Origin of the sequence: Mesorhizobium sp. LNJC394B00, from assembly GCF_000502555.1 — a bacterium.
In the GTDB taxonomy this organism is placed as follows: domain Bacteria; phylum Pseudomonadota; class Alphaproteobacteria; order Rhizobiales; family Rhizobiaceae; genus Mesorhizobium.
In genome coordinates, this window is record NZ_AYWH01000003.1 from 267172 (window position 1) to 288548 (window position 21377).

Annotated in this window: 24 protein-coding genes and 2 pseudogenes; 10 read left to right on the forward strand and 16 right to left on the reverse strand. The window is 63.6% G+C overall.

Translation table 11 applies throughout. The features are described 5' to 3' along the window. Positions 1–31 precede the first annotated feature (31 nt). Together X751_RS148460 and X751_RS148455 are read left to right on the forward strand one after the other, a co-directional pair. Positions 32–856, forward strand: a complete 825-nt coding sequence (locus tag X751_RS148460) for a YmdB family metallophosphoesterase (RefSeq protein ID WP_023744971.1) — start codon at positions 32–34, stop codon at positions 854–856. A gap of 70 nt (positions 857–926) precedes the next feature. Next, positions 927–1688 (forward strand): TerC family protein, encoded by a 762-nt coding sequence (locus tag X751_RS148455; RefSeq protein WP_023744972.1) that lies wholly within the window; start codon positions 927–929, stop codon positions 1686–1688. A 22-nt stretch (positions 1689–1710) separates the two neighbouring features. On the opposite strand, the gene X751_RS148450 is transcribed toward X751_RS148455, so the two are convergent. From X751_RS148450 to X751_RS148440, 3 genes are read right to left on the reverse strand one after another with little or no spacing between them, the layout of a single operon-like run. Further along, positions 1711–2193, reverse strand: a complete 483-nt coding sequence (locus tag X751_RS148450) for an SRPBCC family protein (RefSeq protein ID WP_023744973.1) — start codon at positions 2191–2193, stop codon at positions 1711–1713. A gap of 28 nt (positions 2194–2221) precedes the next feature. Further along, positions 2222–2584, reverse strand: coding sequence for a glyoxalase/bleomycin resistance/dioxygenase family protein (locus tag X751_RS148445; protein ID WP_023744974.1), 363 nt, complete (start codon positions 2582–2584; stop codon positions 2222–2224). 20 nt (positions 2585–2604) lie between these two features. Next, complete coding sequence (locus X751_RS148440; RefSeq protein ID WP_023744975.1) at positions 2605–3087, reverse strand: SRPBCC domain-containing protein; 483 nt, start codon at positions 3085–3087, stop codon at positions 2605–2607. Positions 3088–3138: 51 nt separating this feature from the next. On the opposite strand from X751_RS148440, the gene X751_RS148435 reads away from it, so the two are divergent. From X751_RS148435 to X751_RS148420, 4 genes are all read left to right on the forward strand, one after another. Then, on the forward strand, positions 3139–3462 hold the full coding sequence (locus tag X751_RS148435) for a helix-turn-helix domain-containing protein (protein WP_023744976.1): 324 nt from the start codon (positions 3139–3141) through the stop codon (positions 3460–3462). A 179-nt stretch (positions 3463–3641) separates the two neighbouring features. Next, positions 3642–4391, forward strand: coding sequence for a YebC/PmpR family DNA-binding transcriptional regulator (locus X751_RS148430; RefSeq protein ID WP_023668740.1), 750 nt, complete (start codon positions 3642–3644; stop codon positions 4389–4391). A gap of 81 nt (positions 4392–4472) precedes the next feature. After that, positions 4473–5261, forward strand: coding sequence for an RDD family protein (locus X751_RS148425; RefSeq protein WP_023744977.1), 789 nt, complete (start codon positions 4473–4475; stop codon positions 5259–5261). Continuing rightward, positions 5258–5548 carry a SelT/SelW/SelH family protein gene (locus X751_RS148420; protein ID WP_023744978.1) on the forward strand — a complete coding sequence of 97 codons (291 nt, stop codon included), beginning with the start codon at positions 5258–5260 and terminating at the stop codon, positions 5546–5548. Before X751_RS148425 ends, X751_RS148420 begins: the two co-directional genes overlap by 4 nt. 158 nt (positions 5549–5706) lie before the next feature. Here the strand turns inward: X751_RS148420 and X751_RS148415 are convergent, their stop codons facing one another. Both X751_RS148415 and X751_RS01000000163865 read right to left on the reverse strand, forming a co-directional pair. Further along, positions 5707–6183 carry a DUF1772 domain-containing protein gene (locus tag X751_RS148415; protein ID WP_023733001.1) on the reverse strand — a complete coding sequence of 159 codons (477 nt, stop codon included), beginning with the start codon at positions 6181–6183 and terminating at the stop codon, positions 5707–5709. A 1-nt stretch (position 6184) separates the two neighbouring features. Next, positions 6185–7011 (reverse strand): annotated as a pseudogene (locus X751_RS01000000163865) (NAD(P)H-binding protein). Positions 7012–7128: 117 nt separating this feature from the next. Between X751_RS01000000163865 and X751_RS148410 the strand changes: the two are divergent. Further along, on the forward strand, positions 7129–7770 hold the full coding sequence (locus tag X751_RS148410) for a TetR/AcrR family transcriptional regulator (RefSeq protein WP_023744979.1): 642 nt from the start codon (positions 7129–7131) through the stop codon (positions 7768–7770). Between the two features lie 186 nt (positions 7771–7956). On the opposite strand, the gene rpmE is transcribed toward X751_RS148410, so the two are convergent. After that, the gene (gene rpmE, locus X751_RS148405) at positions 7957–8178 is read right to left on the reverse strand and encodes a 50S ribosomal protein L31 (protein ID WP_023668748.1); all 222 of its coding nucleotides are present in this window, start codon (positions 8176–8178) and stop codon (positions 7957–7959) included. Between the two features lie 204 nt (positions 8179–8382). On the opposite strand from rpmE, the gene X751_RS148400 reads away from it, so the two are divergent. Continuing rightward, positions 8383–10185, forward strand: a complete 1803-nt coding sequence (locus X751_RS148400; protein ID WP_023744980.1) for an ABC transporter transmembrane domain-containing protein — start codon at positions 8383–8385, stop codon at positions 10183–10185. Between the two features lie 10 nt (positions 10186–10195). Here the strand turns inward: X751_RS148400 and X751_RS148395 are convergent, their stop codons facing one another. After that, positions 10196–11683 carry a carboxypeptidase M32 gene (locus X751_RS148395; protein ID WP_023744981.1) on the reverse strand — a complete coding sequence of 496 codons (1488 nt, stop codon included), beginning with the start codon at positions 11681–11683 and terminating at the stop codon, positions 10196–10198. A gap of 151 nt (positions 11684–11834) precedes the next feature. Between X751_RS148395 and X751_RS148390 the strand changes: the two genes are divergently transcribed. Then, complete coding sequence (locus X751_RS148390) at positions 11835–12188, forward strand: DUF1304 domain-containing protein (RefSeq protein WP_023744982.1); 354 nt, start codon at positions 11835–11837, stop codon at positions 12186–12188. A gap of 78 nt (positions 12189–12266) precedes the next feature. Here the strand turns inward: X751_RS148390 and X751_RS148385 are convergent, their stop codons facing one another. The 7 genes and pseudogenes from X751_RS148385 to X751_RS1000000164770 all read right to left on the reverse strand — a co-directional run bounded on the left by X751_RS148385 (position 12267) and on the right by X751_RS1000000164770 (position 18394). Next, complete coding sequence (locus X751_RS148385) at positions 12267–12692, reverse strand: hypothetical protein (protein WP_023744983.1); 426 nt, start codon at positions 12690–12692, stop codon at positions 12267–12269. A gap of 239 nt (positions 12693–12931) precedes the next feature. Beyond that, positions 12932–13963, reverse strand: a complete 1032-nt coding sequence (locus X751_RS148380) for a peptidoglycan -binding protein (protein WP_023716065.1) — start codon at positions 13961–13963, stop codon at positions 12932–12934. Between the two features lies 1 nt (position 13964). Beyond that, a complete protein-coding gene (locus tag X751_RS148375) occupies positions 13965–14990 on the reverse strand; it encodes a MotA/TolQ/ExbB proton channel family protein (protein ID WP_023668754.1) in 1026 nt (341 codons plus the stop codon). A 179-nt stretch (positions 14991–15169) separates the two neighbouring features. After that, positions 15170–15888 (reverse strand): annotated as a pseudogene (locus X751_RS01000000163870) (hemolysin III family protein). A gap of 110 nt (positions 15889–15998) precedes the next feature. After that, the gene (locus X751_RS148370; RefSeq protein WP_023684166.1) at positions 15999–16799 is read right to left on the reverse strand and encodes an inositol monophosphatase family protein; all 801 of its coding nucleotides are present in this window, start codon (positions 16797–16799) and stop codon (positions 15999–16001) included. A gap of 22 nt (positions 16800–16821) precedes the next feature. Continuing rightward, positions 16822–17388, reverse strand: a complete 567-nt coding sequence (gene efp, locus X751_RS148365) for an elongation factor P (RefSeq protein WP_023744984.1) — start codon at positions 17386–17388, stop codon at positions 16822–16824. A 142-nt stretch (positions 17389–17530) separates the two neighbouring features. Further along, the gene (locus X751_RS1000000164770; protein WP_023694589.1) at positions 17531–18394 is read right to left on the reverse strand and encodes a LysR family transcriptional regulator; all 864 of its coding nucleotides are present in this window, start codon (positions 18392–18394) and stop codon (positions 17531–17533) included. A 101-nt stretch (positions 18395–18495) separates the two neighbouring features. Between X751_RS1000000164770 and X751_RS148360 the strand changes: the two genes are divergently transcribed. Continuing rightward, the gene (locus X751_RS148360; protein WP_023744985.1) at positions 18496–19512 is read left to right on the forward strand and encodes an NAD(P)-dependent alcohol dehydrogenase; all 1017 of its coding nucleotides are present in this window, start codon (positions 18496–18498) and stop codon (positions 19510–19512) included. 9 nt (positions 19513–19521) lie between these two features. Here the strand turns inward: X751_RS148360 and X751_RS148355 are convergent, their stop codons facing one another. Both X751_RS148355 and X751_RS148350 read right to left on the reverse strand, forming a co-directional pair. Beyond that, positions 19522–20586, reverse strand: coding sequence for a tetratricopeptide repeat protein (locus tag X751_RS148355; RefSeq protein ID WP_198022448.1), 1065 nt, complete (start codon positions 20584–20586; stop codon positions 19522–19524). Positions 20587–20632: 46 nt separating this feature from the next. Then, a complete protein-coding gene (locus X751_RS148350) occupies positions 20633–21280 on the reverse strand; it encodes a thiamine phosphate synthase (protein ID WP_023668761.1) in 648 nt (215 codons plus the stop codon). Positions 21281–21377: the final 97 nt, after the last annotated feature.

Sequence of the window (21377 nt, forward strand, 5' to 3'; positions counted from 1 at the left end):
CTAGCGTCCGTGCCTCTGGATAGAAGTGGGCATGAGACTTCTCTTCCTCGGCGACATGGTGGGCAAATCGGGACGTACGGCGGTGTGGGAACAACTGCCCAGCCTGATCTCGGACTTCAAACTCGACTTCGTCATCGTCAATGGCGAGAACGCCGCCGGCGGCTTCGGCATCACCGAAGACATTTTTCGCGACACCATCGCCGCCGGTGCGGATGTCGTCACCACCGGCAACCATGTCTGGGACCAGCGCGACGCACTGGTCTTCGCGCCGCGCGAGGAGCGCTTCCTGCGTCCGTCCAACTTCCCCAAGGGCACGCCGGGGCGCGGTTCCGGCGTCTATATCGCCAAAAACGGCGCGCGCGTGCTGGTCGCCAACATCATGGGCCGGGTGTTCATGCATCCCGAGCTCGACGATCCGTTCCAGGCCGGCGAGCGCGAGCTGGCCGCCTGTCCGCTGGGCGAGCAGGCCGATGCCGTGGTCATCGACTTCCATGCCGAAGCGACCTCGGAGAAAATGTGCTTCGCGCATTTCGTCGACGGCCGCGCCAGCCTCGTCATCGGCACCCATACGCACCAGCCGACGGCCGACCACCAGATCCTCAATGGCGGCACCGGCTACATGTCCGATGCCGGCATGTGCGGAGACTATGATTCCTCGCTCGGCATGGACAAGGAAGAGCCGCTCAACCGCTTCCTGTCGAAAGTTCCGAAAGGTCGCTTCGAGGCGGCGACCGGACCGGCGACATTGTGCGGCGTCGGCCTCGACATTTCCGACCGGACGGGCCTGGCCGAAAAGATCGCGCCGTTTCGTCGCGGGCCGCGGCTTGAAGAAACCGCGCCATCGTTCTGGTCGTGACATTGATATGGTGGAATATAGTACCTAACTGGCGACGAAACTGCTCTAGATCGTAGAGGGGACGACCTCCATGCAGCTCGTTGAGTTCCTGGCGCCGCATTTTCAATTTGTTTCCGACCCCACCGCGTGGGTCGCGTTGCTGACGCTGATCGTGCTCGAGGTCGTGCTCGGCATCGATAATCTGATCTTCATCTCGATCCTAACCAACAAATTGCCGGAAGCGCAGCGCGCCCGCGCCCGGCGTCTCGGCATCTCGGCGGCGCTGATCATGCGGCTGGTGCTGCTCGCAACCATCTCCATCATCGTGCAGCTGACGACGCCGGTGTTCACAGCGTTCGGCCATGGCTTTTCCTGGCGCGACCTGATCCTGATTGCCGGCGGCCTGTTCCTGGTCTGGAAGGCGACCAAGGAAATCCACCACACCGTCGATCCCGACGACCACAAGGATACGATGATGGGCGAGACGCTGCAGATCTCGCTTGCCGGCGCCATCTTCCAGATCCTGCTGCTCGATCTCGTCTTTTCGATCGATTCGATCATCACCGCCGTCGGCATGACCGACGAGATTGCCATAATGTACATCGCCGTGATCGTGGCGGTGAGCGTGATGATGCTGGCGGCAGGGCCGCTGGCCAATTTCATCGCCAAGAACCCGAGCATCGTCATGCTGGCGCTGGGCTTCCTGCTGATGATCGGCATGACGCTGATCGCTGACGGAATGGGCTATCATGTGCCGAAGGGCTACATCTACGCCGCCATGGGTTTTTCCGCCCTGGTCGAGGGCCTGAACATGCTGGCGCGGCGGCGCAAGAAATCCGGCGGCGGGCATTGATGCTGGCGCCGCGGGGGCGGCCCTAGCGCCCCGGCACGCCGTTTGGGTAGCGGTCGCCGATCAGGCCAAGCGAAAGGCCCTGTTCCAGCCATGCCTTTGCGCCGGCAAGAACCAGTGCGAAGCCGTCGGTCGAGCCGATCGCTTGCTTGACCTGCTCGTCGGCGGTGCCGGCGAAGCCGAAATTGCTGACCTCAAGAAAGGTCGCACCGTCAGGCGTTTCGGCGCCGGGCATCTGCGTGAATGTCCAGACCACAGTGGTCGGCGGATCGCTCCATTGCATGACGATCTTCTTGTTCTCGACGATCTCGCTGACATTGACCATCGCCGAGGCGCTATACATGCGCCACTCCCAGCGAACCTCTTTGCCGCCATCCAGCCGGCCGCTACTGTGGGTAAACCAGAATTTCGTGGTGATGGCCGGGTCGACGATCGCCTCGAAGACATCGGCGACCGGCCGCCTGATCAGCATGCCGGCTTCGGCAGTCGGCGTTTTGTGAATTTCCATCGATGCTCCTTCCTTGTCCGGTTTGCGCTCACCAGGCGTCGGGCTCGCGCACCATGTGAACGATGCTGGCCGGGTTGGCGATCCAGAAGCCGCGAAAGCCTTCGCCCAGGGGCTCGACCGCGTCGCAACGGACGACGCCGGCCTTGGCGAGATGATCCGCAATGGCTGCAGAATCGCCGGTGAAAAGCTCAAGCCAGACTTCGGCCTGGCTCAGCATCGGCGCCTCGTCGATCCACAGACGGTTTGGGCCAAGCTCGAAGCCGATGGCTGGCGTCTTGGCGGTGAATGGCTTCAAGCCGACGACATCACGATAGAAGGCGATCGTCGCCTCGTATTGATGCGGGGGCACTTTCATGGCGATGTTGATGCCGCCGGTCATTTTCGCGGTCATTGCGGGCTCCGTTGCGCTGTTCATCTGTTTGTCTCGTTGGCCGGCTCGCCCCTCATCTCGCCGCGGTAGTAGCCGTCGCGCAGATTGATGCCGTATTCGACATAGGCCTTCATGCAAGCCAGCATCTGCGACCAGCCCTCGCAATTGAGGTAGGATTTCTGCAGGCCGACCACGCCTTCCGGCCAGCCGGATTCAGCAATGGTCACAAGGGTGCCGCCATCGTCCAGCGGCTCGAAGTTCATCACGATGCGTGTCTTGTAGGCCGGCCTGTCGTCGGCATCTGTGGCATCCCAGCGCAACACGATGCGGCTGTCCTTGACCACTTCATCGACCTCGACCGGCACTTTTCCCCACCAGACGACACCGATGCCGGCTTCCAGCGGGGCGCTGGCGCCGCCGATGGTGGTGAAATAGCCGCTGAGCTTCACCGGATTGACGACTGCGTCGAAGACTTCTGCGACCGGTTTGCCGATGCGCCCGGAAACTCTGAATCCAAGAGACATATCCACAGCTCCTTCCTTGATTGGCTCGACGATATGTTATAGAAACATAACATGTCAAGCCAAACTGCGGACGATCACGTTTTCAAGGCGTTGGCGCATCCGCGCCGTCGCGAATTGCTGGATCGGCTGAAGGATGCGCCGCAGACGACCGGCATGTTGTGCGAGGCGTTTCCCGACATCGATCGCTGCACCGTCATGCTGCATCTCAAGGTGCTGGAAGAAGCCGAACTGGTGGTGGCAAAGCGCGAAGGGCGCGAGCGCTGGAACCATCTCAACGCGTTGCCGATCAAGCACATCCACGACCGCTGGATCAGCCAGTATGCCGGCCATGCGCTCAGCATTATCGACCGGCTGAAGTCCGATCTGGAGGGCTGAACCGGCGCGGCTGGACGAATTGAGCCGATTTATCTATAAGCCGGCCATTCCGACAGAGAACGCCGTGCATCCATCGCGTTGCACCTTGGACGGCTCTGAGAATTTGAATTCGAGTACCCAGGAGGACGAGGTGAGACCACCTCGCTCGGGATGCTCTAGCCGAAGACGACAGGGGTGCCATGGCTGGCCATTCACAGTTCAAGAACATCATGCACCGCAAGGGCCGGCAGGACGCGGTGCGGTCAAAAATGTTTTCCAAGCTGGCGCGCGAAATCACCGTCGCCGCCAAGAGCGGGACGCCCGACCCATCGATGAACCCGCGTTTGCGCCTGGCCATCCAGAACGCCAAGGCGGTGTCGATGCCGAAGGACAACATCCAGCGCGCCATCAACAAGGCGTCAATGGGCGATGCCGAGAATTACGAAGCGGTGCGCTATGAAGGCTATGGGCCGGGCGGCGTGGCGCTGATCGTCGAGGCGCTGACCGACAACCGCAACCGCTCGGCCTCGAATGTGCGCGCCGCCTTCACCAAAGCCGGCGGTGCGCTTGGTGAAACCGGCTCGGTGTCGTTCATGTGGAACCGCGCCGGCGAGATTTACTATCCGGCCTCCGCCGGCAGCGCCGACAAGGTGATGGACGCGGCGATCGAGGCCGGCGCCGATGACGTCGAGTCCGACGAGGAAGGCCACACCATCTACTGTGCGTTCGAGAGTATGGGCGAAGTGTCTAAGGCGCTGGAAGCCTCGCTTGGCGAGGCCGAATCGGTGAAGCCGATCTGGCAGCCGCAGAACAATGTCCCGGTCGACGAAGAGCGGGCGCAATCGCTGATGAAACTGGTGGCAACGCTCGAGGACGATGACGACGTGCAGAGCGTCTACGCCAATTTCGAGGTTGACGACGAGACCATGGCCAAGCTCAGCGCGGCGTAGGTCCGTGCAATACAGTCGGATGCGAATATTGCTGTCTGACGGCGGCCTGCCTATAGATTAGTCAGTTATCACGGGGGGCCGATGACCGACTATAAAGAGGCAAGTTTTGCCGATGCGGTGGCCTGGCCTCGCCGGCCCGGCATATGGCGACGGTTTCTCGCTGCACTCATCGACTACCTTGTAATCCTGATCGCCCTCTATTTGCTCGTAGGGGCTCTATTTCTGCTGACCAACGGTGGCGTAAAGGGCAGCTTTTGGCTGAACTGGAAACTATGCCAGGAGGGTACGGTTCACGGTGACCCGACGCTTGCCCGTTATGACTGGCAGGTATGCAGGACATCAGTACTCGGTTTGCCTGTCGCCAAATGGGCCGTGGGAACGGCAGCTGGCTCGAAACCTGGAGAAACATCCTCCATGTCGATCGATCTGGATATGCAGGGGAATTTCAGGCCTGCGGCGCTGAACCTGGGTTTCCTCGAGCTGATCGCTCTCGCATCGTACCTTCTCATTATGGAGTTGAAGTCCGGTCGACCTATCGGCAAGCGGTTCGCTGACCTCATTGTCCACGATGAGGACGACAGACACAGGGTCGGCCTGCCGGCGAGGAAGGCTGTTCGACGGCAATTTATGAAGTTTCTCGGCGCATTGCCGATCGTTCTGACGGGGGCCTGGTATGCTTTTCAGACCTGGGGCACCCCTGCCGGTGGCGTGCAGGACTACTCCAGCCTGGAAATAGTGGTTGCGTCCGCCGCCCTCGTTTCGGTGTTGATCTGGCCGGTCTGGATCGCGATATCCATAGCTCTGGGCGACGATCCGATACACGATCGATTTGCAAAGACCACGGTGCGCATACAGGAGACCCAGACATGAGCGTGTCGGAGAGGCCCCGCGTGATCATCACCTATTGCACGCAGTGCCTGTGGCTGTTGCGGGCCGGCTGGATGGCGCAGGAACTGCTCTCCACCTTCGGCACGGATCTTGGCGAAGTGACGCTGGTGCCGGGCACAGGCGGCATCTTCACCGTTTCCTGCAACGATGTGCTGGTCTGGGACCGCAAGCGCGACGGCGGCTTTCCCGATGCAGCCAAGCTCAAGCAGCTGGTGCGCGACGTCATTGATCCGGACCGGGATCTCGGCCATTCCGACCGCAAGGCCTAATCTGCGTCGAGATTCAGGTGAGGCCGGCCTGCAAATGACGGCTTCCTGCGCTTCCGGTGCACACGTACTTGAGTACGCTCCGCTCCGGTTCTCGGAAGCCACCATTTTCGACTCGACCTGACCTGAATCTCAACACAGCTTACCTTGCTTGACGACTTTCACAGCAATGCGAAGATGAAGCAGGCCATCGACACGATGGCGGTGATGGTGCGGACGTGGTTCCACATCACCCACTGGTTCAGATGGTTCGCCCAGACGGCTGCGCCATTGGCGCTGGCCGGGTCGACGGCGGCGAGCGCATCGTTGAGCGGCACATTGAAGACCATGGTCACGATCGGGTTGCCGATCAAATAGATCACGGCACCGGCAAGCAACCAGTGCGAGCCGGACTGGCTCCAGCCCATGATGGCGGCGGCGATAAGCACCAGACAGAGCAGGCCGGTGCCGAACAGCGCCGTCATGAAGGTGGGCGTGATTACCGTGATGTTGATCGAATTCATCGCCGAGATGCCTTGGGGGACCGGCAGCCGGGCAAGTGCTGCCATGACGAAATTGGAAAAGGCGAAAAACACGCCGCCGACGACGCCCGAGCCGATTGCGGCGATGATGGTGAGGGTGGGAAGAAGCTTGATCATCTCAGTTGCTCCAGATGCCGATTGCGGCGGGTTCATTTGCGTAGGCGGAAAAGTCTTTCGGCGCGCGGCCGAGCACACGCTGGACACCGTCGGTCAGCGTCTCGTTGCGGCCGTCAAGCACTTCGGTGAACAGCTCGTTGAGCAGCCAGGCGATTTCGGGCGGCAGTTCGTGTGCCGCCGTCGCGGCGGTGAATTCGTCATGCGAGATCTTGATATAGCGGATGTCGCGGCCGGTCGCCTTGGCGATCTCGGCGACCGCGTCGGCGAAGCTCAGCAGCCGCGGCCCGGTCAGCTCATAGAGCTGGCCGACATGGCCCGGCTCGGTCAGCGCGACGAAGGCAGCATCGGCGATGTCGTCGACATCGACGAAGGGCTCGCCAACAGGGCCGACAGGCAAGGCCACTTCGCCTTGCAGCAGGGACTCGACGAGAAAACCTTCGCTGAAATTCTGCGAAAACCAGGCGCAGCGCAGGATCGTCCAGTCGGCGCCCGAGGCTTTGACCATCTCTTCGGCGCGCTGGGCCTCGGTCTCGCCGCGGCCGGAGAGCAGCACCAGGCGGGTGACGCCATTTGCCACGCAAGCCTGGCGAAGGCGCCGACTGTCTCGGCGGCGCGCGGCACGGCGATGTCGGGATAGTAGCTGATGTAGACGGCACTCACGCCTTGCATGGCAGGCTCCCAGGTCGCCGGAACCTCCCAGTCGAAGCGGGGGCTGCCGGAGCGCGAGCCGATGCGCACGGGAACGCCCTGTGCGGTCAGCCGCTCTGCGAGGCGACGGCCGGTCTTGCCAGTGCCGCCGAGGATCAGGATTGGTTTGGTGTCAGTCATTGTGGTTCTCCTTTGCTTGAAAATATGAGTAATCCTCACATTTGCAAAACGTGATAAACCCTCGTATTTTGCGAGTCAAGCCGTTTGTTGGCAATTTTGTCGGAACCGGAGGCAGTCATGGAAGACACAGCAGCGCCCGCATCTGCCCAGGAGCAGGTAGCATCGCCGCGGCGGGCGCCCACCCAGCAGCGCAGCCGCGAGCGGGTCGAGCGCATGCTGGGCGCAGCCTCCGCGCTGATTGCCGAGCAAGGCAGCGACGCCATGCGCATGGGCGAGGTGGCGGAACGGGCCGCGGTGTCGATCGGCTCGCTCTACCAGTTCTTTCCCGACAAGCGGGCGATCGTCTGGGCGCTGGCCGAGCGCTACACCGCCGAAAGCCAGGCCTGCATCTCTTCGGCGCTCAAGGACGTCGTCGACGCCGAAGGGCTGCGGCAGGCGTTTTCGGAGCTGGTCGATATCTACTACCGGCTGTTCCTGGCCGAGCCGGTGATGCGCGACATCTGGTCGGGCACGCAGGCCGACAAGGCGCTGCGCCAGCTCGAGCTCGCCGACAGTCGAGCGAATGCCGAATTCCTGACCATGGTGCTGAAGCGGCTGCATCCCGGCGCCGATCCGGTGGCGCTGGAGACGACGGCCTTCCTCGTCTGGCAGATGGGCGAGGCTGCCGTGCGGCTGGCGATCTCGGTCGACCGGCAGGAGGGCGACAGGCTGGTCGCCGCCTACAAGCGCATGGCGCTGCGGGAATTGGTGGACGGGTAGGCTCGCACCACTCTGGGAAGGGTCGCTTCGAAGCAGCAGGGTGGAGGCGTCGGACCGCACCCGACCCTTGGGCCGACCTCCCCACAAGCGGGAGGTATCGGCGCGTTAGCTTGAAGCGACTGACTTTGACGGCAACAAAAAACCCGCCACAAAGGCGGGTTCTTTATTCAGCGATACAGGTAAACTTTAAAGGCCGAACCCTTCGAAGCGCTTCTTGAACTTCGACAGGCGGCCGCCGCGGTCGAGCAGGGTCTGCTGGCCGCCGGTCCAGGCCGGGTGCGTGGTCGGGTCGATATCGAGGTTCATCGTATCGCCTTCCTTGCCCCAGGTCGAACGGGTCGAGTATTCGGTGCCATCGGTCATGACGACCTTGATGGTGTGGTAGTCGGGATGGATATCGGCCTTCATTGTCGTGCTTCCTGGCTTGCGGCGCTACAGACGGGCCCGCGGCCTGCGTCGATGCGCCCCTTTTTAAAACTCGAAGCCGCAGCTATTGAAAAGCCACGGCTTCTAAAACGGTCGGCGAGCCTATACATCAGCCGGAATTGAATCACAAGGCCACGGCAGGCGCATATTGAACGCGCCCACCTGGAGCGGCCAGAGGAAACGGTCATGGCGGACATCAGCGGCGAGCAAGACGGGCGCAGGCGCTCGCTCGGGCCGCTCAGGCGCCTATATCCCTACATATTCCGCTACCGCAAACTGGTCATAGGCGCCCTCATTTCGCTCGCCATCGCCGCAGCGACGACGCTGGCGCTGCCGCTGGCCGTGCGGCGCATGATCGACCACGGTTTCAGCGCTTCCGGCACCGTCTTCATCGCCGAATATTTCGCCGCTTTGGTGGCGATGGCAGCCATTCTGGCGGCGGCATCGGCCGGACGCTACTACTTCGTCATCACGCTCGGCGAGCGGGTCGTTGCCGACATCCGCAGCGACGTGTTTTCGCATGTCACGACGCTTTCGCCGTCCTTCTTCGACACCGCCCAGTCGGGCGAGATCGTCTCGCGGCTTGCCGCCGACACCACGCAGGTGAAATCCGCCGTCGGCGCCACCGCCTCCGTGGCGTTGCGCAACGTCATCCTCGGCCTTGGCGCGGTGGCGATGATGGTCGTCACCAGCCCGAAACTGTCGGGCCTGGTGATCGCGGCCATTCCGCTCATCGTGCTGCCGCTGGTCGCGTTCGGCCGTTCGGTGAGGCGCCGGTCACGGCAGGCGCAGGACACGCTGGCGCAAGCGACCGCCTATGCCAGCGAGCAGATCGGCGCGGTGCGCACGCTGCAGGCGTTCACCAACGAGACGCTGGTCACCGGGCGGTTCTCGGCCGCGGTGGAAGCCGCCTTCCAAGCGGCGCGCTCGTCGATCTTCTCCCGCTCGCTGCTCACCTTCTTTGCCATCTTCATGATCTTTTCCTCGGTCGTGGCGGTGTTGTGGTTCGGCTCGCGTGACGTGCTTGCCGGCACGATGTCGCCCGGTACGCTCGGCCAGTTCCTGCTTTACTCCGTGTTTGCCGCAGGCGCGCTGGGCGCACTGTCGGAAGTCTGGGGCGAGCTTGCCCAGGCGGCGGGTGCGGCCGAAAGGCTGACCGAGATACTCGACGAGACGCCGGCGATTCAACCGCCGGCCAATCCGCTGCCGCTGCCCGCCAAGGCGACAGGCGCGATCAGTTTCGACGACGTCTCCTTCTCCTACCCGGCAAGGCCGGACCGTGCCGCCGTCCACGGCTTGAGTTTTCAGGTCAAGCCCGGCGAGACGGTGGCGATCGTCGGCCCGTCGGGCGCCGGAAAGAGCACCGTCTTTTCGCTGATCCTGCGCTTCTACGATCCCGAAACCGGCCGCATCGCCATTGACGGTGTCGACGTGCGCAAAGCCGATCCGGCTGAAGTGCGGGAGCGCATTGCCATCGTGCCCCAGGATGTCACCATCTTTGCGGCAAGCGCGCGCGACAATATCGGCTTTGGCCGGCCGGGCGCGACGAATGCCGAGATCGAGGCCGCCGCCAGGGATGCGCTGGCCGACGAATTCATCCTGCGGCTCGACAAGGGCTACGATAGCCAGGTCGGCGAGCGCGGCGTCACCTTGTCCGGCGGCCAACGTCAGCGCGTGGCGATCGCCCGCGCCATCCTGCGCGACGCGCCGATCCTGCTGCTCGACGAAGCCACGTCGGCGCTCGACGCCGAAAGCGAAACGCTGGTGCAGACGGCGCTGGAACGGCTGATGCAGGGCCGCACCACCATCGTCATCGCCCACCGGCTGGCGACCGTGCTGAAGGCCGACCGCATCCTGGTCATGGATGGCGGCCGCATCGTCGAGGAAGGCACGCACCAGAGCCTGGTCGCCAAGGGCGGCATCTATGCAAGGCTGGCCAAGCTGCAGTTCGAAACCGGAGCAAGCGCCTTCAGGGGTGCCGCGGAGTAGCAACCCGCAATCAGGCGGGACCATACCGCTTGCGGAGATGCTCGGTGAAATACGCGGCGTTGAGCTTTTCCCCGGTGGCGCGCTCAAGCAGTTCGGGCGTCGACCAGCGCGATCCCTGCGACCAGATATTGTCGCGGCGCCAGTCATTGATGGCGGCGAAATTGCCCTTGGCGAGGTCGCTGTCGGCTGAAGGATGGTCGCGCGTCAGCGCAGCCCATTGCTGCGCCGCCATCATAGCGCCCAGCGTATAGGACGGGAAATAGCCGAAGGCGGCGCCCGGCCAATGCACGTCCTGCATCGGTCCGTCGGCTGGGTTGTCGATCGTCGAAAGGCCAAGATACTCCCGCATCTTGGCGTCCCAGGCTTCGGGCAGGTCGGCCGCCTGCAGCCGCCCCGAGACCAGCTCCTGCTCCAACTCGTAGCGCAGGATGACATGCAGCGGGTAGGTGACCTCGTCGGCGTCGACGCGGATCAGGCCGCGCTCGACCCGGTGCACATGCGGCAGGATGTCGTCGAGCGACCAGGCTTCGCCGAGATGCTTTTCGACCACGGGCAGCGCCCAGCGCCAGAATTCGGGGTTGCGGCCGACCTGTTTCTCGACGAACAGACTCTGGCTTTCATGCACCGCCATGCCGCGCGCCTTGCCGAGCGGCCAGTGCGCCCAGGCCTTCGGCAGGTTCTGCTCGTAGAGCGCATGGCCGGTCTCGTGCAGCACGCCCATCAAAGCCGACAGGAAATCGGACGTTTTGTAGCGGGTGGTGATGCGAACGTCGCTCGGCACCCCGCCGCAGAAGGGATGGTGCGATACCGACAGAGAACCATGGGTGAGGTCGAAGCCGACCGAAGCCATCATGGCGAGACCAAGCTCGCGCTGTTTGTCGATCGCATAGCTGCCGGAGAGCGGCTTCAGCGGGCGCTTGGCCAGTCGCGCTTCCTGTACGGCCAGCGCTTCCGGCACGAAGCCCTTCAGGAATGTCTTCAGCTCGGTGAAGACCGGCGTGATGTCGGCGGCGCGGTTGCCAGGATCGTATTGCTCCATCAGTGCGTCGTAGGGATCGAGGCCGAGCGCGTCGGCGCGCAGGGCGGCTTCCTCGCGCACCAGCGCGATGACACCTTCGAGCGCCGGCAGGAATCCGGCCCAGTCATTCTTGGCGCGCAGGTCGCGCCAGAGCTGCTCGGAGCGCATACGCGCCACCGTCTGGCGCTCGACGAATTCGACCGGCAGGCAGGTCAGGTTGGTGTATTGGCGACGCAGTTCGCGGACCGCCGCCTGCTGCTCCTCGTTCAGCGCCTCCTGTTCGGCGGCGGCGAGCCAGTCGGCGATCTCCGGCGCCGTTGCCCTGACATGCAGCATCCCGGCCAGGGAAGACATCGCTTCGGCGCGCTTCTCGCCGCCGCCGACGGCCATGTGGGTCGCCTCGTCGGCGCCGAGGATAGCGAGCGCATGTTCCAGCGCTTCGAGCTTGTGGCCGAGATCATCGAGCTTCTGAAAAGACATGACAGGTTCCGCGTTTTGGACCGCGGGAAAAGATACCAACGCGCCAGGATTGGCAACCCTCAAAGGTGGCTATCGCCGATGCAGCTTGCGCCGGTGAGCTTGTGCGTGGAATGCTGGCTTGCGGTGGAACACCGCCGGAGGGGAGACTGAGATGATCGGCAGTTTCCTGGTCGGGCTGGTGGCCCTGATCCACCTCTACATCGTCTATTTGGAAATGGTGGCGTGGGACACACCGCGCGGGCACAGGGCGTTCAACCTCAAGCCGGACTTCGCCAGCGCATCGAAGGTGCTCGCCGCCAATCAGGGGCTCTACAACGGCTTCCTTGCCGCCGGGCTGATCTGGGGCCTCTATCTCGGCGCGGCGGGATTCCAGATCAAGGTGTTCTTCCTGCTTTGCATCGCCATCGCCGGCCTCTATGGCGCGGCGACTGCCAGCCGGAAGATCCTCTATATTCAGACCGTGCCGGCGGTGCTGGCCCTCGCTGCGCTGTGGCTGGGCTGGTGACAAAAAAGACGCCCTCGGAGCCAGATCCGGGGGCGTCAGACAGTCCCTTCCTCATTCCTGGAGATATCAGAGCGGATCTCAGCCGTTCGGATAATTCCCGCCGTCGGAGCCATCGCCGATCATGAAGCCGCTGCCGGTGTCGGACATCAGCCTCTGATCGACATTGTCGAGGCGGCGCAGCAGATCGTGATATTGCGCGGCCGGGATCCGGCCATGGTCAGAAGCGGCGACCCGTTCGGCGGCCTGGCCGATATGCGCAGCACGCAGATGCAGCCACTGCGCTTCCGAGGTCGAGATGCCCTTCGTCTCGCGCGCATCCGTGATGCCCTGTTCGACGCCCCGCACCTGCTCGATCAGGCCCGTCACGCGCGGACCGGTCATTTCGGTCGGGTCGCTGGCGTCGAGGGCGCCCTTGTGATGTCCGGCGGCATAGGCGCCGGCGAGTGGAACAGTGATCAGAAGTGTCGTGAGGGTTGCGGTCCTGAGAGTCTTCAAAGAGCGCATGATGTGCGTCTCCTCCTGCTATGGAAGGGGCAAGCGCTTTCGCTCCGCCTTCCGGAAGCGGGCCGTCCGGTTCCGTCGCGTCGCGATGGGAGGCATCGCCGGCGGTTCTCGGCCCTGCGCGTCAAAGTAGGAGCCCGGAAACGCGAAGTGTAATTAAAGAAAGATAATGTTTTCAGGCCTTGCCGACTTGGCGTTGCGCCCTAGAGTTGAGCCGGCAAACAATTTCGCGTGACTGAAAATCACCGTTCGGTGAGCTTCAGTTCAATGCGTCGGTTCTTGTTGCGGGCGTCTTCGGTGTCGGCGGGGTCGAGCGGCTGGAATTCGCCGAAGCCGGCCGCAACCAGCCGGTTGGCGGGGACGCCGTTCTCGATCAGGAACTTGACCACCGAGGTCGAACGCGCCGTCGACAATTCCCAATTGTCGCGATAGCGGCCGGCGCCGGACAGCGGCTTGTTGTCGGTGTGGCCGTCGACGCGCAGCACCCAGTTGATCTCGGGCGGGATTTCCTTTTGCAACTCGATGATGGCATCGGCGAGCTTCTTCATCTCGACCTTGCCGGCATCGTTGATCACTTCCGACCCGGTCGGGAACAGAACTTCCGACTGGAAGACGAAGCGGTCGCCGACGATGCGGATGTTCTCGCGATCGGCGAGGATTTCGCGCAGGCGGCCGAAGAAGTCGGAGCGGTACCGGTTCAGTTCCTGCACGCGCTGCGCCAGCGCGACGTTGAGCCGACGGCCGAGATCGGCGATCTTGGTGTTGGAATCGCGGTCGCGCGTTTCGGACACGTTGAGGGCGTCCTCGAGCGCGCCGATCTGCTTGCGCAGTGCCGCGATCTGCTGGTTCAGGATCTCGACCTGGCTCAGCGCCTGCTGGCTGATCTGGCGCTGGCTGTCGAGTTCGCCGCCGAGCTCCGCGGCGCGCTGGTTGGCGGCGTCGCCGGCGCCGGCGCCTTGCGCCAGCAACTGCTCGAGCCGGCTCCTTTCTGCTTCCGCCGCCGACAGCGACGCCTGCAGATTGGCCAGCGAATCGTCCTTGTCCTGCGCGGTCGAACGCTCCAGCGCCAGCAGCTGCGTCAGTTCGTTGATCTGCGAGTTGAGGCGCGTGAGCGCCGTATCCTTGCCGGAGAGTTCGCGGCCGAGCAGGAACTGCGCCAGCACGAAAACGGTAAGCAGGAACATGATGGCGAGCAGCAGCGTCGACAGCGCGTCGACGAAGCCCGGCCAATAGTCGATCCGGCGATCGGTGCGCCGGCCCCTGGCGAGAGCCATGCTAGTGGACCCCGGGTTTCTTCAGCGCGTCGGCGATCTTTTCCAGCGTGTTGCGCATCGCCTTCTGCTCGTCCGACTGGGCCTCGACCCAGTCGCGCATGATCTGCTGCTCGGAGCGCATGTTCTTGACCAGGCCGGAAATGCCGTCGGCGAGATTGGCCATGGCGGTGGCGACGCGCGGATTGGAGCCGCCGCCGCTTTCCTGCATGCTGCGCAGCCGTTCCGACAGGACCCGGATCTCGTCGGAGGATTCAGTCTTGGCCGGGTCGGCGACGGCGATGTCGGAGGAGAGATCGGTGACCGAGGACAGCCAGTTTTCAAGCTCGGTATAGAATCGGGTCTGGGCGCGGCCGGCCTGCAGGTCGAGGAAGCCTAGCACCAGCGACCCGGAAAGACCGAACAGCGAGGACGAAAAGGCCGTGCCCATGCCGGCCAGCGGCGCCGACAGCCCCTGCTTCAGCGAATCGAGCACGGCGGCCGCGTCGCCGGTGCCGGGATCGAGCGATTCGATGGTTTCGCGGATCGAGCCGATGGTGTTGAGCAGGCCCCAGAAGGTGCCGAGCAGACCGAGGAACACCAGCAACCCGACGAGATAGCGCGAGGTGTCGCGGCTTTCGTCGAGGCGGGTGGCGATCGAATCCAGCATGGTGCGCATCGAAGACGTCGAGAAGGCCACCGTCGAGGAGCGGCCGATCATCGCCTTCATCGGCGCCAGCAGCACCGGCTCGGTGGTTTCGGAACCGGCGCGGAAGGAATTGACCCAGCGCACTTCGCGAAACAGTCGTCCGACCTGGGCGAAGGCAAGCAGGATGCCGACCACAAGGACGCCGACGATCAGGCCGTTGAGGCCGGGATTGCTCCCGAAAGCGGTCGAGATCTGGCGGGTGAGGATGGCGGCGATGAAGGCGACGATGACCAGGAAGATGACCATGGTCAGGAGGAAGACCTGCGGGCTCGACAGTTTGTGCGGATCGTACATCAGGACATCAGAACGCCTGCCCACGCCGAAGGATCTGAGAAAAGCCATCCGTGCCCCGTTTCCGATGCTCTATTTGCCTTGACGCAATTCCGAACGGGAAGCCGCTCATACTTCCCTGGAACCGCTCCAGTGCCGCCGATCACGTAATTCGCGACTCTAAACGGAATTGTGACCAAATTGAATGGCGCTTGGCAATATTGCCCGACTGTCGGGCCGCACCACGCCGTTCAGAGGCGGTTGACGACCAGGCAGTCGACCATGGCGGCAAGATGCAGCCCGGCGCCGGTGACGACAAAGCCGTGCCAGAGGGCATTGTGAAAGCGCAGGCGTTTCCAGGCGAAGAAGATGACGCCGCAGGAGTACACGATGCCGCCGGCGACAATCAGCGCGATCGAGGTCGTCGGCAACGTCCCGCCACCAGCGGCTTGACCAGGACGACGCCGCTCCAGCCGATGGCGAGATAGAAGACAATGGCCAGACGATCGAAGCGGCCGGGCAGGAAGACTTTCATGGCGATGCCGGTCAAAGCAGCGGTCCAGACAAGGACAATCATCGGCAGCGCCAGCGGCGAGCCGTCGAGCTGGGCCAGAAAGGGCGTGTAGGTCGCGGCGATCAGGAGGTAGATCGCCGCATGATCGAAGCGCCGCAAGATCCACTTCGCCGGCGACGTCACCGGCCACAGATTGTAGGTCAGCGAAATCGACAGCACAGTCAGCAGCGACACCACGAAGAAGGCGGCGGCGATGTATTCGCCGGGACCGGCATGGAAGGCGGCCAGCGCCAGCAACGCCGAGCCGGCGGCTATCGCCAGCACGATGCCGACCGCATGGACGATGCCATCGGCGATCATCTCCGCACGCGAGTAGTGCCAACGCCCGACATAAGGGATTTCAACTGGCTGGTCTGGCTGCGCTTCTCGCGAGGATAGTGAAGGTATGCTCGTCATAAAAAATCCTGCGTCACCCTTATCTGGGCGGCCGCTGGGCAGTATTTCAAGCTTTGATTGCGGTTTTGCGACTGCGGCGCTTCAGCACGCCGCGCCGGCATGCCAAGTGATCAGCGCGCCGAAAGCGGCTTCTTCACCGCCTTGAGCAGCGCGCGCTGTATGACCTCGTTGCCGGCGACGAGCGAACCCGCTTCGAGCATATCCTGGCCGCCATCCATGTCGGAGACGAAGCCACCGGCCTCGCGGATCAGCAGCAGGCCGGCGGCAATGTCCCAGGCCGAAAGGCCGGTTTCCCAAAAGCCGTCCATGCGGCCGGCGGCGACATAAGCGAGATCGAGCGCGGCGGAACCCAGGCGGCGCACGCCCGAGACCTCGGCCATCACATTGCGCAACTCGACGAGGAAATTGCCGTGCTGGCCGCGGCCGAGATGCGGCACGCCGCAGCCGATGACGCAGTCGGTGAGCTTGCTGCGGCCGGCAACGCGCAGCCGGCGATCGTTCATGAAGGCGCCGCCGCCGCGCTCGGCGGTGTAGAGCTCATCCATTGCCGGATTGTAGATGACGGCGGCGACCAACTGGCCCTGTCGCTCCAGCGCGATCGAGATGGAAAAGATCGGAATGCCGTGCAGGAAATTGGTGGTGCCGTCGAGCGGGTCGACGATCCAACGGTGCTGGTCGTCGTCCCCTGCGATCATGCCGCGCTCTTCCATCAGGAAGGCATAGCCCGGCCGTGCCTTCGACAGTTCGGCAAACAGAATGTCCTCGGCCTTGCGGTCGGCTTGGCTGACATAGTCGCCCGGTCCCTTCATCGACACCTGCAGGTTCTGCACCTCGCCGAAGTCGCGCGACAGCGAGCGGCCGGCCTTCATGGCGGCCTGGACCATGACATTGAGAAGTGCGGAGCGTGCCATCGTATCTGTTCCTGCCTACGCGTCAGTCTGCGCGGCGCATGTAGGTGAGTTCGTTGGTGTCGACGACGATGCGTTCGCCAGCGCCGATGAATGGCGGCACCAGCACGCGGATGCCGTTTTCCAGCACCGCCGGCTTGTACGAGGACGCGGCCGTCTGGCCCTTCACCACCGGGTCGGCCTCGGTGATGGTCAGCGTCACCTGGTCGGGCAGCGAAATGCCGATCGGCCTGTCCTCATAGAGCTGGACCGTCACCATCATGCCGTCCTGCAGGAAGGCGGCGCGGTCGCCGACGAAATCCTTCGCCAGCTCGAGCTGCTCGTAGCTCTGCGTGTCCATGAACACCAGTGCGTAGTCCTGGGCGTAGAGGAAGGAAAAATCCTTCAGGTCGAGCCGGATCTGCTCGACGGTCTCGGCCGAGCGGAAGCGCTCGTTGAGCTTGGTGCCGTTGATCAGGTTCTTCAGTTCGACCTGGTTATAGGCACCGCCCTTGCCGGGCTTGACGGTGTTGGTCCTGACCGCCACCCAAAGGCCGCCATCGTGCTCGATGACATAGCCGGGACGGATTTCGTTGCCATTGATCTTGGCCATGATGAGATTGATCCGGGATGCTACCAACGGCTTGGCCGTTGGTATGGGGATGGTCGCTGGACAAGCGATTTCGGGCTCCCAAGACCACAAATCGGCAGGAGAGGCAAGGGGATGCCAGATCGCCCGACAAGGGCTGGTAGCCTCAAACCTGGGCCGCAATGACTCTGCCGACAGCCTCGACGATGGCGTCCGCAGCCTCAGTCAGCCGGTTGAGATGAGGCGAACGAAGTGCGGCGACCTGCAAGGAAAGGTCGACATCTTCCGTGTTGACCAGCATGAGGCCGTCGGGAAGTCCGCGCCTTGCAAGACGCAACGGCACTAGCCCAAGGCCGTGCCCCCGACGGACCCATTCCATCTGCAAGGCCGGATCCTGTATCTCCGCCGCGATCTCGAAATAACGCCTTCCGCCGACCAGAACGGACATGAGTTTCTGGCGCGCGTCGCAAGGGGCCGGACTAAGCACCCACGGCATGGGTGTCCGGCCACCGTCTTCCGGATCGGGGACGGTGGACGCAGCTATGACGCCAAGACGTTCAGTGCCAAGCGCTTCCGGGCCTGGCTTATCCGACGATCGCAGAACAATCGTCACATCGAGCTCGCCGCGTTCGAATTGACCGATTAGTTCGGCGCTCCAGCCCGTCTTGAGCCGTAGCGACACTTTCGGGAACGCCGCCGCGGCGTTGGCGATGGCCCCGGCGATGTCGCGGTCCGAGAGGCCATGGGCGAGACCCAGGCGGAACAGTCCTTCCGGCTCGGTCTTTCCGGCGAAGGATTTCAGCGCTTCTACGGAAGCGATGATATCGCGTCCGCGCGCCAGCACTTCCAGCCCCGTCGGCGTCAGTCGCGGCGGCTTTTGCCGGCGGTCGAGCAGCGTCGTGCCAAGCATGTCCTCCAGCCGCTGGATTTGCCGGGTCACAGCCGGCTGCGTCAGCGGCAGGCGCCGGGCGACCTTCTGGATCGAGCCCTCCTCGGCAAACAGGGCGAGCGTGCGCAATTCCTCAAGCATAGCTAGAACTATGTCTCGTAAGCATAATCATTGTAAACATTATGAATTTGAAATCCATCGCATGGCAAGCAATTTTCCTTTCAAACGAAAGGACGACGACAATGAAGGCAATCGAACTGCAGAAGCCGGGCGGCATCGACAATCTCAAGATGGTCGAACGACCAATGCCGGAGCCCGGCCGTCAGGAGATGATCGTCCGCGTCAAGGCGACGGCGCTCAACTATCGCGATGTCGAGATCGCGCGCGGCAGTTATCACACGACATTCCCCTTGCCGCTGGTGCCGCTTTCCGACGGCGTCGGCAAGGTCGTGGCGCTTGGCCCCGAGGTCAGCCGCTTCAAGGTCGGCGACCGGGTCTGCGGCACGTTCTGGCAGCGATGGGTCGGCGGCAGCTTCGCCATGGCCGAACCTTCCTACCAGCGCGGCGGCCCGATCGACGGTTTGCTGAGCGAATTCGCCCGGCTGGACGAACAGGCGGCGGTCATCGTCCCGGCACATCTCAGCGATGTCGAGGCGGCGACATTGCCTTGCGCCGCCGTCACTGCCTGGCATGCGTTGTTCACCGAGGGCAAGCTCAAGCCAGGCGAAACCGTGCTCAGCCTCGGCACCGGCGGCGTGTCGCTGTTTGCCGTGCAGTTGGCAAGGGCGGCCGGCGCGCGCGTCATTGTTACGTCGAGCAGCGATGAGAAGCTTGCCCGGGCGAAGGGGCTTGGCGCGCATGATGGCGTCAACTACCGCGACAATCCGGATTGGTCGTCGGCCGTGCTGGCGCTGACCGATGGCCGCGGCGCCGATCACATCATCGAAGTCGGTGGTCCCCAAAGTTTCGCGCAGTCGCTCAAGGCGTCGGCGCGCGGCGCCCAGATCAACGTCATCGGCTATCTCGGCGGCAGCGAAGGGGTGATCAATCCGCTCGACATCTTCCGACGCCAGGTGAAAGCACGCGGCATACCGGTCGGCTCGCGCGAGTCCTTCGAAGCGATGAACCGGGCGCTCGCCGTCAATGGGCTGCGGCCGGTGATCGACCGGGTCTTCCCATGGGCAGAGGCAGCGCAGGCCTTTCGCCATCTCGAACACGGCTCTCCCTTCGGCAAGGTCGTGCTGGATCATACACAGTGACGTTGCGTGTCAGGGCAGGCGGTTGGCCTTCTGCAAGGCTTGCTTTGTCTGATCGTCGGTCAGCCCTTGCAGGAAATCGTCCATCTCCGGATCGATAAGGCCGGCGCGGCGGGCGACCACATACCAGGCCCCGGCCAGGATCAGGTCGGGGTCGGTTCCGATGCCGCCCATATAAAGCTTTGCCAACCGGTTCTGGGCAGCGACATTGCCGCCTTCAGCTGCCTGCTTCATCCAGTTGAAGCCGGATTTCAGGTCGCGAACACCGCCCCGGCCCTCGATCATCCAGGCGGCAAGATCGATCTGCGCGGTGTCGTAGTTCTGCCTGGCAGCCTGTGCCAGCAAGCTGCGGGCCTTTGCATCGTCGCGGGTCTTGCCGCCGACGCCATTGGCATAGACCTGCGCCATCGCATACTGGGCATCGGCAAGCCCTGTCGCCGCGGCACGCTCATAATAAGGCACAGCCCTGGCGATGCCGGCATCGCCCGGATCCTGCTGCACGAGCAATTGCGCGAAGTTGAACTGCGCCAGCCGGTTGCCGGCTTCGGCGGCGGCCTGCATCAGCGCGTAGGCTCCCTTCTCGTCCTTCTTGACGTAGCGGCCGTCGAGCAGCATCAGCGCATACTGGAACTGCGATTCAGGAATTCCCTGCTCGGCGGCCTGCGCGTACCATTTGGCCGCCTCTGCGGGATTAAGCGGTACGCCCAGCCCGCGCGACAGAATCTCGGCCACCAGCGTTTGCGCCGCCGGGTCGCCATTCTTGGCCCGCACCAGCGCCAGATTGTAGGCGGTCTTGTAAAGACCGCGCTGGAAAGCGCCATAGGCGGGGTCCGCCGGCTTGGCGCCGAAACGCTCCGGGTTGATCGCGTCGGCCGACGGCAGCGGCGCGGTTGTCGCGGGCTGCGGCAGCGGGGTGTCGATCGGCTTTTCGATATGGACGCCGGAATCGGTGGCACCGGCTTTTGGAGCACCCGCATCGGGAGCGATCGCATCCGGCACGCTGAGGGCGGGCGCGCTGGTGTCCGGCCTCGGCTGCGGCAGCGGAACGGTCTCCGCCGCGATCGCTGCCCCGCTCATCAAGGCCGCAACGAGAACCGCGAGAGGAAGTCCATGTCGGCGCACGTCAGCCCTCGAAGCGCGGCGCGGTTTGGTCGAGCAGCGCATTGGCGGCGGCAATCGCCGCCTTCGGATCGGCGCCTTCGGCAAAGACGGCGCTGGACAGCGCCACGAACTCGGCGCCAGTGGCGGCCACTGCTTCTACCGAAGCGATGGCGGAACCGGCCATGACGATGCAAGGGATCTCAATCACGTCCGCCCACCATTGCCCGAGCGACAGGTTGCGCGGATGCGGTTCCGGCTTGTTGTCGTAGCCGAAGCGGCCGAAGAAGATGTAGTCGGGCCTGGTTTCGCCGAGTTCCAGCGCGTCGTCGCGCGTCTTGGCGCCACCGGCGCCGACCATCATCTTGCCCTGGAAGTGTTCGATGGTCTCAGCGAGCGCGTCCTTGGAAACCTCGACATGAATGCCGTCGGCCTGGACACGGCCGGCAATGCGGGTATCGCCGGCGATGATGACGGCGATGCCGGCCGCTTGCGCGGCCGGTACGATCTGTTCTGCAAAAGCCTGGAAGGCAGCCTCGTCCATGCCGTTTTCAGGCAGGATCAGCGAAGCGATATCACCGCCGTCGAAGGCAGCCGCAATGCGCTGCGCCGGAGCGTCCTTGGGTGCGATCAGCACGATGCGGCAGCGGTTGGGGGGTGTTGCGTCGTTCATGGCTTTCGATCCCGGGTTTCGCCTATGCCGGGCGAAGATGGTTGCATTGCGGCATAGAACAAAGCGCCCGCCTTGAACAGGCGGGCGGGGATCGATG

What these genes read in the sequence shown, in the direction of transcription:
- X751_RS148435 (WP_023744976.1), top strand. Translation starts at nt 3,139, where the DNA reads ATGTCAAGCCAAACTGCGGACGATCACGTTTTCAAGGCGTTGGCGCAT.
- X751_RS148430 (WP_023668740.1), top strand. Translation starts at nt 3,642, where the DNA reads ATGGCTGGCCATTCACAGTTCAAGAACATCATGCACCGCAAGGGCCGG.
- X751_RS148455 (WP_023744972.1), top strand. Translation starts at nt 927, where the DNA reads ATGCAGCTCGTTGAGTTCCTGGCGCCGCATTTTCAATTTGTTTCCGAC.
- X751_RS148380 (WP_023716065.1), bottom strand. Translation starts at nt 13,963, where the DNA reads ATGGCTCTCGCCAGGGGCCGGCGCACCGATCGCCGGATCGACTATTGG.
- X751_RS148390 (WP_023744982.1), top strand. Translation starts at nt 11,835, where the DNA reads ATGATCGGCAGTTTCCTGGTCGGGCTGGTGGCCCTGATCCACCTCTAC.
- X751_RS148360 (WP_023744985.1), top strand. Translation starts at nt 18,496, where the DNA reads ATGAAGGCAATCGAACTGCAGAAGCCGGGCGGCATCGACAATCTCAAG.
- X751_RS148395 (WP_023744981.1), bottom strand. Translation starts at nt 11,683, where the DNA reads ATGTCTTTTCAGAAGCTCGATGATCTCGGCCACAAGCTCGAAGCGCTG.
- rpmE (WP_023668748.1), bottom strand. Translation starts at nt 8,178, where the DNA reads ATGAAGGCCGATATCCATCCCGACTACCACACCATCAAGGTCGTCATG.
- X751_RS148450 (WP_023744973.1), bottom strand. Translation starts at nt 2,193, where the DNA reads ATGGAAATTCACAAAACGCCGACTGCCGAAGCCGGCATGCTGATCAGG.
- X751_RS148425 (WP_023744977.1), top strand. Translation starts at nt 4,473, where the DNA reads ATGACCGACTATAAAGAGGCAAGTTTTGCCGATGCGGTGGCCTGGCCT.
- X751_RS148355 (WP_198022448.1), bottom strand. Translation starts at nt 20,586, where the DNA reads ATGAGCGGGGCAGCGATCGCGGCGGAGACCGTTCCGCTGCCGCAGCCG.
- efp (WP_023744984.1), bottom strand. Translation starts at nt 17,388, where the DNA reads ATGGCCAAGATCAATGGCAACGAAATCCGTCCCGGCTATGTCATCGAG.
- X751_RS148410 (WP_023744979.1), top strand. Translation starts at nt 7,129, where the DNA reads ATGGAAGACACAGCAGCGCCCGCATCTGCCCAGGAGCAGGTAGCATCG.
- X751_RS148350 (WP_023668761.1), bottom strand. Translation starts at nt 21,280, where the DNA reads ATGAACGACGCAACACCCCCCAACCGCTGCCGCATCGTGCTGATCGCA.
- X751_RS148445 (WP_023744974.1), bottom strand. Translation starts at nt 2,584, where the DNA reads ATGACCGCGAAAATGACCGGCGGCATCAACATCGCCATGAAAGTGCCC.
- X751_RS148370 (WP_023684166.1), bottom strand. Translation starts at nt 16,799, where the DNA reads ATGGCACGCTCCGCACTTCTCAATGTCATGGTCCAGGCCGCCATGAAG.
- X751_RS148385 (WP_023744983.1), bottom strand. Translation starts at nt 12,692, where the DNA reads ATGCGCTCTTTGAAGACTCTCAGGACCGCAACCCTCACGACACTTCTG.
- X751_RS148375 (WP_023668754.1), bottom strand. Translation starts at nt 14,990, where the DNA reads ATGGCTTTTCTCAGATCCTTCGGCGTGGGCAGGCGTTCTGATGTCCTG.
- X751_RS148420 (WP_023744978.1), top strand. Translation starts at nt 5,258, where the DNA reads ATGAGCGTGTCGGAGAGGCCCCGCGTGATCATCACCTATTGCACGCAG.
- X751_RS148400 (WP_023744980.1), top strand. Translation starts at nt 8,383, where the DNA reads ATGGCGGACATCAGCGGCGAGCAAGACGGGCGCAGGCGCTCGCTCGGG.
- X751_RS148440 (WP_023744975.1), bottom strand. Translation starts at nt 3,087, where the DNA reads ATGTCTCTTGGATTCAGAGTTTCCGGGCGCATCGGCAAACCGGTCGCA.
- X751_RS148415 (WP_023733001.1), bottom strand. Translation starts at nt 6,183, where the DNA reads ATGATCAAGCTTCTTCCCACCCTCACCATCATCGCCGCAATCGGCTCG.
- X751_RS148460 (WP_023744971.1), top strand. Translation starts at nt 32, where the DNA reads ATGAGACTTCTCTTCCTCGGCGACATGGTGGGCAAATCGGGACGTACG.
- X751_RS1000000164770 (WP_023694589.1), bottom strand. Translation starts at nt 18,394, where the DNA reads ATGCTTGAGGAATTGCGCACGCTCGCCCTGTTTGCCGAGGAGGGCTCG.